11 protein-coding genes are annotated in these 10,639 nt (G+C 70.5%); 4 read left to right on the plus strand and 7 right to left on the minus strand.

All coding sequences use genetic code 11. The features are described 5' to 3' along the window. Positions 1-46 precede the first annotated feature (46 nt). Both ABEA26_RS32880 and ABEA26_RS32885 read left to right on the plus strand, forming a co-directional pair. Positions 47-640 (plus strand): TetR/AcrR family transcriptional regulator, encoded by a 594-nt coding sequence (locus tag ABEA26_RS32880; RefSeq protein WP_345597319.1) that lies wholly within the window; start codon positions 47-49, stop codon positions 638-640. A gap of 431 nt (positions 641-1,071) precedes the next feature. Continuing rightward, a complete protein-coding gene (locus tag ABEA26_RS32885; protein WP_345597308.1) occupies positions 1,072-2,547 on the plus strand; it encodes a sensor histidine kinase in 1,476 nt (491 codons plus the stop codon). Positions 2,548-2,727: 180 nt separating this feature from the next. On the opposite strand, the gene ABEA26_RS32890 is transcribed toward ABEA26_RS32885, so the two are convergent. Next, a complete protein-coding gene (locus tag ABEA26_RS32890) occupies positions 2,728-2,985 on the minus strand; it encodes a WhiB family transcriptional regulator (RefSeq protein WP_003973730.1) in 258 nt (85 codons plus the stop codon). Between the two features lie 321 nt (positions 2,986-3,306). Next, positions 3,307-4,275, minus strand: a complete 969-nt coding sequence (locus tag ABEA26_RS32895; protein WP_345597309.1) for a diacylglycerol/lipid kinase family protein — start codon at positions 4,273-4,275, stop codon at positions 3,307-3,309. A 224-nt stretch (positions 4,276-4,499) separates the two neighbouring features. Between ABEA26_RS32895 and ABEA26_RS32900 the strand changes: the two genes are divergently transcribed. Continuing rightward, positions 4,500-4,946, plus strand: a complete 447-nt coding sequence (locus ABEA26_RS32900) for a hypothetical protein (RefSeq protein ID WP_345597310.1) — start codon at positions 4,500-4,502, stop codon at positions 4,944-4,946. A gap of 58 nt (positions 4,947-5,004) precedes the next feature. On the opposite strand, the gene ABEA26_RS32905 is transcribed toward ABEA26_RS32900, so the two are convergent. The 3 genes from ABEA26_RS32905 to ABEA26_RS32915 all read right to left on the minus strand — a co-directional run bounded on the left by ABEA26_RS32905 (position 5,005) and on the right by ABEA26_RS32915 (position 7,011). After that, positions 5,005-6,069 carry an RNA polymerase sigma factor SigF gene (locus ABEA26_RS32905; protein ID WP_345597311.1) on the minus strand — a complete coding sequence of 355 codons (1,065 nt, stop codon included), beginning with the start codon at positions 6,067-6,069 and terminating at the stop codon, positions 5,005-5,007. A gap of 17 nt (positions 6,070-6,086) precedes the next feature. Next, positions 6,087-6,500 carry an ATP-binding protein gene (locus ABEA26_RS32910; protein ID WP_217167603.1) on the minus strand — a complete coding sequence of 138 codons (414 nt, stop codon included), beginning with the start codon at positions 6,498-6,500 and terminating at the stop codon, positions 6,087-6,089. 250 nt (positions 6,501-6,750) lie between these two features. Continuing rightward, positions 6,751-7,011, minus strand: a complete 261-nt coding sequence (locus tag ABEA26_RS32915) for a UBP-type zinc finger domain-containing protein (RefSeq protein WP_345597315.1) — start codon at positions 7,009-7,011, stop codon at positions 6,751-6,753. 59 nt (positions 7,012-7,070) lie between these two features. Here ABEA26_RS32915 and ABEA26_RS32920 point away from each other — a divergent pair, with 59 nt between their 5' ends. After that, positions 7,071-8,663 carry a Na+/H+ antiporter gene (locus ABEA26_RS32920; RefSeq protein ID WP_345597317.1) on the plus strand — a complete coding sequence of 531 codons (1,593 nt, stop codon included), beginning with the start codon at positions 7,071-7,073 and terminating at the stop codon, positions 8,661-8,663. Between the two features lie 243 nt (positions 8,664-8,906). On the opposite strand, the gene ABEA26_RS32925 is transcribed toward ABEA26_RS32920, so the two are convergent. Both ABEA26_RS32925 and ABEA26_RS32930 read right to left on the minus strand, forming a co-directional pair. Beyond that, positions 8,907-9,815, minus strand: a complete 909-nt coding sequence (locus ABEA26_RS32925; protein WP_345597318.1) for a 1-aminocyclopropane-1-carboxylate deaminase/D-cysteine desulfhydrase — start codon at positions 9,813-9,815, stop codon at positions 8,907-8,909. Between the two features lie 37 nt (positions 9,816-9,852). After that, a complete protein-coding gene (locus tag ABEA26_RS32930) occupies positions 9,853-10,431 on the minus strand; it encodes an N-acetylmuramoyl-L-alanine amidase (RefSeq protein ID WP_345597321.1) in 579 nt (192 codons plus the stop codon). Between the last annotated feature and the right edge of the window lie 208 nt (positions 10,432-10,639).

A 10,639-nucleotide genomic window follows, 5' to 3' on the forward strand; every position in this document is an offset into this window, starting at 1 on the left:
GAGCAGTGAGAAGAGCGGACAGGTAGGGGTACAAGCTCGGGGCGCCGTGGCCAGGTCCCGTGGCCGGCCCCGTTCCTTCGACCGGGCGACGGCCCTGGAGAAGGCGCTGATGGCGTTCTGGGAGCGCGGATACGAAGCCACGTCCGTCTCGGACCTCACCCGGGTCATGGGCATCGGCACCCCGAGCCTGTACGCCGCCTTCGGCGACAAGCGCTCACTCTTCGAGGAGGTCGTCCACGAGTACGGCGTGCGGTACGGCTCCTTCGGCACCCGCGCCCTCGCCGAGGAGCCGACCGCCCGTGCGGGGACAGAGCGGATGCTGCGCGAGGCCGCCGTCGAGTACACGGCCCCCGGCCGGCCGCACGGCTGCCTCGTCATCCACGCGGCCGTCAACTGTTCGACCTCCGAGGTCGAGGAATCCCTGCGGGAGCGGCGGAACGCCAACATCGCCGGGATCGAGGACCGGATCCGCGCCGACGTGGCCGCGGGCGCGCTGCCGCCGGACACCGACGCGACCGCTCTGGCCCGGTACACCGGCGCCATGATCCAGGGCATGTCCCAGCAGGCGCGCGACGGTGCGAGCCGGGCGGAGCTGGAGGCGCTCGCGGAAATTGCCCTGGCCGTCTGGCCCTCTGTGTGAGCCAACGGGGTTACGCTTTGGCCGGATGCTCGGGTGTCCGAGTAGTCGACGGAACGCGACAACGACAAACATCGTCCCTCACGTGGACACGATGAGTGGTCTAGTCCACAATGGCCATGGAGGCCCTTGTAGTGGGACACGTGCCGTGACCTTCGTGCAAGGTGATCGTCAGGCTTCCGCCTTCCCCGCACAGGAGGGCGGACCGAGGAACCGGAGCTCTCTGCCCTGACTGCCCCGGCTCCTCATCCTTCGGCCGACCGGGACCGCACACCCCACGGCCGTTGTTGCTCCGGGCTGCGGTGCCGGGAGGGCTGAGGGTCCCTCTCAGGCGCCGCGGCCCGCGGGTGTTCCCAGGGCCGGATCCGGGACCGGCGGCGAGGGAATCCGGAGGGTTTCGAGCACTGTCCGTACCGCCAGGTACGCTCAGCCACGTGCCCTCCATGAACGAACTCGTACGCCAGCACACAGCACTCGACGACTCCGACCTCGAGTGGCTCCACCTGCTGGTCTCGGAGTGGCAGCTCCTCTCCGACCTCTCCTTCGCCGACCTGGTCCTGTGGGTGCCCACCCGCGACGGCACGCGCTATGTCTCCGTCGCCCAGATGCGGCCCAACACGGGACCGACCTCGTACCAGGACGACATGGTCGGCCACCTGGTCCCGCGTGGCCGGCGCCCCATGCTGGACGCCGCCCTGGACGAGGGCCGGATCGTGCGCGAGGGCGACCCGGAGTGGCGCGAGGAGGTCCCGGTCCGCGTCGAGTCCATCCCCGTACGGCGCCAGGGGCGTGTCCTCGGTGTCATCGCACGCAATACCAACCTGCTCACCGTGCGAACCCCGAGCCGTCTGGAACTCACGTATCTGCAGAGCGCGTCGGACCTGGCCCAGATGATCGCGGCCGGTGCCTTCCCGTTCGAGAACCAGCAGGTCGACATGGACGCCTCGCCCCGGGTCGGTGACGGCCTGATCCGGCTCGACGCGGACGGCATCGTCCAGTACGCCTCCCCGAACGCGCTGTCGGCCTACCACCGCATGGGCCTCGCCGCCGACCTGGTCGGCCATCACCTCGGCCGGACCACCGCCGAACTGGCCCCCTCCCGCGGCCCGGTGGACGAGGCGCTCGCCAAGGTCGCCAGCGGCTGGGCGCCGCGCGAGTTCGAGATCGAGGCGCACGACGGCGTGATCCAGTTCCGCGCCATCCCGCTCAAGCCGAAGGGCACGCGCATCGGTTCACTGGTTCTCCTGCGAGACGTGACGGAACTGCGCCGCCGCGAGCGGGAGTTGATCACCAAGGACGCCACCATCCGGGAGATCCACCATCGGGTGAAGAACAACCTCCAGACGGTGGCGGCACTGCTGCGCCTCCAGGCGCGGCGCATCGAGTCCGACCGGGGGCGCGAGGCGCTCGAAGAGGCCGTACGCCGGGTCGGGTCGATCGCGATCGTGCACGAGACGCTGTCTCAGACCCTGGACGAGCGGGTGGAGTTCGACGAGATCGCCGACCGAGTGCTGGCGATGGTGGCCGAGATCTCGCCGGGCAAGGTCACCGGTCGGCGCACCGGTCGCTTCGGCATCCTGGACGCCGAGGTCGCGACTCCCCTGTCGATGGTGCTGACCGAGATTCTGCAGAACGCGCTGGAACACGGTTTCCGGGAGGGCGACACCGGCACGGTCGAGGTGTCCGCGGTCCGTGGCGGTACGACGAAGGAGGTCCGGCTGCTGGTCACCGTCCAGGACGACGGTGTCGGACTGCCCGAGGACTTCGACCCGCACCGCTCCGGCAACCTCGGCCTGCAGATCGTCCGCACCCTGGTGGAGGGCGAGCTGGGCGGCACCTTCGACATGGTCCCGGCCGCGGAGCGCGGCACTCGGGTGATCCTGGACATCCCGGTGCCCACGGAGAAGTAGGCAGCGAGGCGGACCCCGTGGACGGCGGGGCCGGCCGGACAGCAAAAAGCCCCGGACCGGTGAAGGTCCGAGGCCAGTGCTCGTGCGATCGCATCGGTACTGCGCGCTGCGGCTCGGGAGCGGGGGTTGTGTACTCGCTGTACACGCCGCCAAGCTCAGGCTGTCAGCAGGGGTGGATGGTCAGGCGGAAGCCTGACGAGCCCGGTTGCGGGCGGCACGGCGCTTCATTGCGCGGCGCTCGTCCTCGCTGAGACCACCCCAGACGCCGGAGTCCTGGCCGGACTCGAGCGCCCACTGCAGGCACTGCTCCATGACAGGGCAGCGACGGCAGACGGCCTTGGCTTCCTCGATCTGCAGCAGCGCGGGACCGGTGTTGCCGATGGGGAAGAAGAGCTCGGGGTCTTCTTCGCGGCAAACGGCGCGGTGACGCCAGTCCATGGCTGCTACCTCTCCTTGGTATTACATGCTGGAATGCTTGTGAATGTGAACGCTTTCACGAATCCCTCAACAAGGGAAGGGCCTACCGCCAGGTTGCCCTGACGTGGTCCTGTGGTTTGAAGAGGGGTTCTGGTGATCTGTGGAGGCCGGTCTTGCGGGCCGTCCCGATCGCCAAGTAGAGACTCGCAAACCTCGGCGGCGGATACAACCCCTTCCGGAAAGTTTTTTTAGATTCTGCGGTGTCGACTAGGTCACAGCCGTACTTCTATGGGGTGGACCCTGGTCTAAACGTTCGAGTGAAAGGACTTTCGCCCCTTCTGCTCACACAATCACACGCAGTGCACGGCGAACGCCTGTGAACGTCACGCTGGTCCGCAGCCCCAGGTGGTCACCGTCCATCTGGAGGGGGAGTGGCACCTTCGATTGCAAGGTGAACTCGGTCATGTCGTGCAGGGAGACGGCGTGTCGACCCCGGGGCCCGCGCTCGGGGGACGAAGTGAGCAACTGGGTGCCATACCGGGCAACCGCCGCCGTGGACAGGCGGTGCAGGCCGAAGACGTCGAGCCCGGTGTCGAACGACGCCTTGGGTGACGCGTAGATCGGACGGTTGCCGAGAAACGTCCAGGGACACGTGTTCGAGACTATGGACAGCACCAGATCGGTGACCGGGTCCTCACCCGCCCGCTCCAGGGTGATCGTTCCACTGCGGCGGTGCGGCTCGCCGATGAGCGCGCGCATCACCTGACGGACGTAGAGGGCGTGTGTCGACTTCTTGCCGCGCTCGCGGTGCTGCTCGACGCGGCCGACCACACCGGCGTCGAAGCCCAGTCCGGCGTTGAACGAGAACCAGCGGGCCGGGACCGCCTCGTCCTCCGAGCCCGGCGTGCCCGACGCCAGGCCCAGTCCGACGGTTCGCTCGCTGCCCTGGCGCAGCGCGTCCAACAGGGCGCCGGTGGCCTCCACCGCGTGGTTGGGCAGGCCGAGGGCGCGGGCGAAGACGTTGGTGGAACCCCCGGGGACCACGGCGAGACCGGGCAGGTGCTCCGGGTCGGGGCCGGCGTGCAGCAGACCGTTGACGACCTCGTTCACCGTGCCGTCGCCGCCGAGCGCCACCACCAGGTCGACGTCGTCGCTCTGTGCCGCCTGCCGGCCGAGGTCGCGCGCGTGGCCGCGGTACTCGGTGGTGACCGCCTCGAGCTTCATCTCGCTCGCGAGGGCGTGGATCAGCACGTCGCGCGTACGCGCACTCGTGGTGGTTGCCGCCGGATTGACCACGAGAAGTGCACGCATGGTGTGCAGGGTACCTACTGGGTGGTACTCGGCCCAGTCCGAGGTGAGGATCGCCGCGGGAGCGGAGCGCGTGCGGTTCGGCCGCCGGCGCGGGGCGCGTGCGGTGCGTCGTTGGGCGGTGCGTCGTTGCGGTGGTAGGCCTTTGCGGCGCGGTGCGCGTTTGCGGGGAGCGGCACGACGGACGCGCTCGCGGGTATCGGTGCGCCGAGGGCTACCCTTCAGGGGTGAGCAGTGAGCAGAACCCCACCCCCGCAGCCGCCGAAGAGGCGGGCCCCCGCCCTGGCCGGCTGACCGCCGCGGCCGCGCTCGCCGCGCTGGAGGGGCTGGCGCTTGTCGTCGGCGGCGTCTGGATGCTCGTGGTGGGCCTCACCGGCCACCCCAACGACCGGACCTCGGCGGTCACCGGCGGCATCACCCTGATGGTCCTCGCCCTGCTGCCGCTGCTCGCCGCCCGCGGACTCATCGGTCGGCGGGGCTGGAGCCGTGGGCCCGCCGTCATCACGCAGATCATGGCCCTGCCCGTGGCCTACAACCTGCTGCAGGCAGACAGCGTGGCCATCCCGGCGGGCATCGTGCTCGGCGTCGTGGCCGTCACGGCACTGGTGCTGCTCGTGAACCCCGCGACCACCCAGGCCCTCGGCATCCGGGGACCCAGCAGCGCCCAGAAGTGACCGCTGCCCGGCACTGACCGGGCGCAACAGTCGTCCGGTGGTCTCCGGGCGCCGACGGCTACTCCTCGACCAGCAGCTTCTCGCGCAACTGCGCCAGCGTGCGCGCCAGCAGCCGCGACACGTGCATCTGCGAGATCCCGACCTCCTGCGCGATCTGCGACTGGGTCATGTTGCCGAAGAAGCGCAGCAGCAGGATCCGCTTCTCCCGCGGTGGCAGATCCTCCAGCAGAGGCTTGAGTGACTCCCGGTACTCGACGCCCTCCAGCGCCTCGTCCTCGGCGCCGAGGGTGTCGGCGACCGCCGGGGATTCGTCGTCGGTGTCCGGGACATCCAGGGACAGCGTGGAGTAGGCGTTGGCCGACTCCAGGCCCTCCAGGACCTCCTCCTCCGAGATCGCCAGTTTCTCGGCGAGCTCGTGGACCGTGGGGGAGCGCCCGTGCAGCTGGGAAAGCTCAGCGGTGGCCGTCGTCAGGGCCAGTCGCAGCTCCTGCAGCCGACGCGGGACACGCACCGCCCAGCCCTTGTCCCGGAAGTGTCGCTTGATCTCGCCGACGACCGTCGGGGTCGCGTACGTGGAGAACTCCACCCCGCGCTCCGGGTCGAACCGGTCGACCGACTTGATCAGTCCGATGGTGGCGACCTGGGTGAGGTCGTCCAGGGGCTCTCCCCGATTGCGGAAGCGGCGCGCGAGGTGCTCGACGAGCGGCAGATGCATGCGGACCAGCCGATTGCGCAGCTCCGCGTACTCGGGGCTGTCCTTCGTCAGCGTGCGCAGCTCGGCGAACAGGAGACGGGCCCCGCTGCGGTCCTGCGGGTCGTGCCGTGTGCCCTGCCCGCCCCGTGCACCCGCCGCGCCGTCCTCGGAGTGTCGCTCGTGCTCGCTCATCGTCCCGCCCGTTGCCCTTTCCCGAGCACTCGCCTCCGCGCGGACGGGACGGACGGGTGTGTCCCCGGTCCGCTGCCCGTCGCCCGGGACGACGGCCTCGGGCGAGGCCTCGTCCTCCGGATGCGGCCGGGCCTGCTCGGGAATGCCGTCGATGCCGTCCGCCATCCGCCGGGCCTCGTTCTCAGAACGTGTGCCCTCGGCCGGCAGCTCCCCTGTGCCGCGCTCTTCGTCCCGCACCGGCCCGTCCCCGTTCCTCACGTCGGCCCGGGTCCCGCGCCGCGCTGTTTGTAGAGGCTGATCGAAACGGTTTTGTCCTCGTCCACGGCAGAGGAGACCTTGCCTGCGAGTGCGGACAGCACGGTCCAGGCGAAGGTGTCCCGCGCCGGGGCGTGGCCGTCCGTGGTCGGCGCCGAGACGGTGACCTCGAGCGAGTCGTCGACGAGGCGGAAGACACAACTGAGCACCGAACCGGGCACGGCCTGCTGAAGCAGGATCGCGCAGGCCTCGTCTACTGCGATGCGCAGGTCCTCGATCTCGTCGAGGGTGAAGTCCAAACGGGCTGCGAGGCCGGCCGTCGCCGTACGCAGCACCGACAGGTAGGCACCCGCGGCCGGCAGCCGGACTTCGACGAAGTCCTGGGTCGCGGGCTCGCCTGCGATCTGGGACACCCTCACCTCCAAGGTGGTACAAGCGTTACAGGGCCGAGGGCCGCCCCTCGGGGTAACGCGATACATGGTTCAGCGGTGACGTTATCGCGCTCCGAACTTTCCTGTCCCCGAGACCCCAACCCCTTGCTGTCACTCATAGTAAACACGTGAACACGCACAGTGGCTAGGGGTGTGGCGGGCCCAAATCGGAAGAGCGCGCGCCGGGTTGACGTACCCAGGCGTCAGGCGGTCGAACCGTCCCGGACACAGGTCACACGAGGACGTGGTCGACGAAGCACCAGCGCCAGTCCTCCCCGGGCTCGAAGGTCCGCATCACCGGGTGGCCGGTGTCCTCGTGGTGCGCCGTCGCGTGCCGCCCGGGCGAGGAGTCGCAGCAGCCGACGTGACCGCAGAAGAGGCACAGTCTCAACTGCACCGGCTCCGTGCCCTCGGCCAGACACTCCGGGCAGGTCTCGCTCCGCGGTTCCGGTTCCGGGTGCGGCAGCGCGTCGGCGTGCGTGCACTGTTTCATGATTGCCAGGTTACGTCGGGTGTGCGGAGGGCCGCGCGGAAAGAGAGCGGGCGACGACGATGGATGTGATGCCGCTGCTGTTGCTGGTGGCGGGCAGCGCCGTGATCGCCGCGGCGGGACGGCGGGTGCCGGTGCCCGCGCCGCTGCTGCTGGTCGCGGTGGGCCTGGCGGTGAGCTACGTACCCGGCGTGCCCGACTACACCCTCGACCCGCACATTGTCCTGCCACTGCTGCTGCCCCCACTGCTCCACACGGCGGCCACCGACAGCTCCTACCTCGACCTGCGGGCCCAGCTGCGGCCTGTGGCGCTGCTGTCCGTGGGTTACGTGCTCTTCGCGACCTTCGTCGTCGGCTGGGCCGCGTACCTGATCGTGCCCGGTCTGCCGCTGACCGCGGCGCTGGTGCTCGGCGCGGTGGTGGCGCCGCCGGACGCCGTCGCGGCCACGGCGGTCGCGCGCCGCGTGGGGCTGCCCTCCCGGATCACCACGATCCTCCAGGGAGAGTCCCTGGTGAACGACGCCACCGCGATCACCGCCTTCAGGGTGGCGCTCGCCGCGGCGGTCGGCGAGGGCGCCACCTGGGCCGGGGGAATCACGGAGTTCCTGATCGCCGCGGTCGGCGGCGTCGGCGTCGGACTGGTGCTGATGGTGCCGCTCCAGTGGCTGCGCACACACCTGAGGGAGGCACTGCTGCAGAACACGCTCTCCTTGCTGATCCCCTTCGTCGCCTACGCGGTCGCCGAGCAGCTGCACGCCTCCGGGGTGCTCGCGGTGGTGGTCGTCGCACTCTGCCTCGGCCACCGCGCGTGGCAGGTCGATTTCGCCACCCGCCTCCAGGAGGAGGCGGTGTGGAAGATGGTCGCGTTCGTCCTCGAGTCGGCGGTGTTCGCCCTGATCGGACTCCAGCTGCCCGTGGTCCTCAGGGGGCTCGGGGGCTACGAGGGTGCCGACGTCGCCCGGTACGCGGTCGCCGTCTTCCTGGTGGTCGCCGTGGCGAGATTCGTGTGGGTGTATCCGGCGACCTTCCTGCCGCGGCTGTCGGCACGCGTCCGCGCGCGCGAGGGGGACCTCTCCTGGAAGGGGCCGTTCGTGATCGGCTGGGCCGGGATGCGGGGTGTGGTCTCGCTGGCGATCGCCTTCTCCATCCCGCTCACCGTGCACGGCGGCGAGCCCTTCCCCGAGCGCGACCTGCTGCTGTTCCTCACCTTCACCACGGTCATCGGCACGCTCGTCGTTCAGGGCGTCACCCTGCCGCCGCTGATCCGCCTGCTGCAGTTCCCCGCTCACGACGTACAGGCCCGGACGCTGGCGGAGGCCAACGCGCAGGCGCAGGCCTCCCGCGCCGCCGAGCAGCGCCTGGACGACCTCCTCGCCGACGAGCGCGATGCCCTGCCTGCCCCACTCGTCGACCGCCTCCGCACGGTCCTGGAGCGCCGCCGCAACGCCGTCTGGGAACGGCTGGGGCAGGTCAACCCCGTCACCGGGGAGAGCGCCGACGACACCTACCGGCGGCTGTCCCGGGAGATGATCGGCACCGAGCGGGAGGTCTTCGTCCGGCTGCGGGACGGCCGCCACATCGACGACGAGATGCTGCGGACGCTGCTGCGCCGGCTGGACCTGGAGGAGGCGGCGGCGTACCGGGAGACGGCGTAGCGGGCCGGCGGCCGACCGGGTAGCAGGTGGTGCGTCGTGGGGCCGGCCGGATGTGCGGGTGGTGCGATGTGGGGCCGGCCGGATGTGCGGGTGGCGCGATGTGGGGCCGGATGTGCTGGCGGTGCGACGCTGCCGGCCGTGCCGACGGTCCGACGCGGCCTGCGGCGAGGCGGGGACGTCACGCGCGCGGCGCCGGACGCCCGGGAGGTGCTCTGGCCGGCCGAGGCCGTGCGGGGGCGGCGTTCAGGGAAAGGGACGGCCCGTGACGACCGCCGTCAGGGTGGTCCCTCGGGGGAAGGCGCCCTCCTCGGTGAGGACGAGCAGGGCGTGGAGCATCTTGGCGACATAGACGCGCTCCACGGGGAGACCGTGGCGGTCTTCGAAGTCCTGGGCGAACGTGTCGAGCTCGGCAGTGGTACGGGCGTAGCCGCCGTAGTGGAAGCGGTCGTCGAGGCTCCAGGAGCCGCGGAGCCCACCGAACGCACGCTCCTGGAGCCGCCGTATGTCGTCTGCCAGGAAGCCGCCCTTGAGCACCGGTATTCCCAGTGTGCGGCGGCCCGGGGGGAGGCCGGCGGCCAGCCCGGCGAGCGTGCCGCCGGTGCCGCAGGCGAGCGCGACCACGTCGGTGTGTTCGCCCAGTTCCTCACCGAGAGCCCGGCAGCCGCGGACGGCCTCCGCGTTGCTGCCGCCCTCGGGGACGACGACCGCGTCCTCGGCGTCCACCGAGCGCAGGAGGGCCGCCAGGGTCGCCGGTTCGGTCTTGCGGCGGTACGTCGACCGGTCGACGAAGTGCAGCCGCATGCCGTCGGCCGCGCACCGGGTCAGGGAGGGGTTGAGCGGTCGGCCGGCCAGTTCCTGACCGCGTACCACGCCCACTGTGGGCAGCCCGAGCAGTCGGCCGGCGGCGGCCGTGGCGCGCAGGTGGTTGGAGTAGGCGCCGCCGAACGTGACGACGGCACGACCTCCCGCCGTGGCGAGATTCGGCGCGAGTTTGCGCCATTTGTTGCCGACCAGTTCGGGGTGGATCAGATCGTCCCGCTTGAGCAGCAACCGGACACCGCGACGCTCGAACCGCCCGTCGGCGACCTCCTGCAACGGGGAGGGCAGGCGGGGTCGCAGGATGGCGGGGCCAGAGGGGTCGGTGCCGTTCACCCTGCCATTGTCACGCCGCCGGCGCACGGCGCACGGGTCACTTCAGCCGGTCCCGGATCCGCCCCCGCATCGACGCCATCGTGAACCCCCGGGGGTCGACCTTCCCCGGCTGCCATTCGAGGTGGCCGATGACGGATCGTTCATTCCACCCGTGATGGCGGCAGATCGCGGCTGCGGCCCGCTCGATCGCCTCCAGCTGTGCCGTCGGCCACGGATCGTCGCCGTCGCCCAGGTTCTCGCACTCGAAGCCGTAGAAGTGCCTGTTGCCGTCGGTGTTCGTCTCGTTGTCCCGGGGCAGCCCCTTCTCCGCGATCACCGCGCGCAGGACGTCGTCGTCGCCGAGCCCGGCGTGGTTGGCCCGGCCGTAGCCGACCAGGTGGACTTTGCCGTCCTTGGTGATGACCCCGTGGCACAGCGGACCCGGCAGGCCCTCGTAGCCCTTGCGGCAGATCTCCACGGTCCGTTTGCTGCCCTTGGTCACCGTGTGGTGGATCATCACGCCGTGCACGGGCCCCCACGGGCCCTTGTGGTTGCGGTTGTGGTCCCGCCAGTCGTCGACCTGGACGACGGTGAGGCCCTCTGCTTTCAGTGCCTTGAGGAAACTGCTCGCGGACATGGGTGAGGCCACGGCCGACTCCTTCACGCTGCGCGACGACCGCCCGACGCGACCGCCTCGTACCGTGCTTGTACCGAAACGGAGTCCTCCCTAGTACTTGTTCGGTCCGTGTGCGATCCGATCCGGACAGTCCCGTCCCGGCCAACAGCCCGGACGGCACCGGACAGGACGCCGGGGCGTCCGAACAAGCTCTCCTATCTGCCCAGAC

The sequence above is a fragment of the Streptomyces marokkonensis genome (assembly GCF_039539045.1).
GTDB classification, from domain to species: domain Bacteria; phylum Actinomycetota; class Actinomycetes; order Streptomycetales; family Streptomycetaceae; genus Streptomyces; species Streptomyces marokkonensis.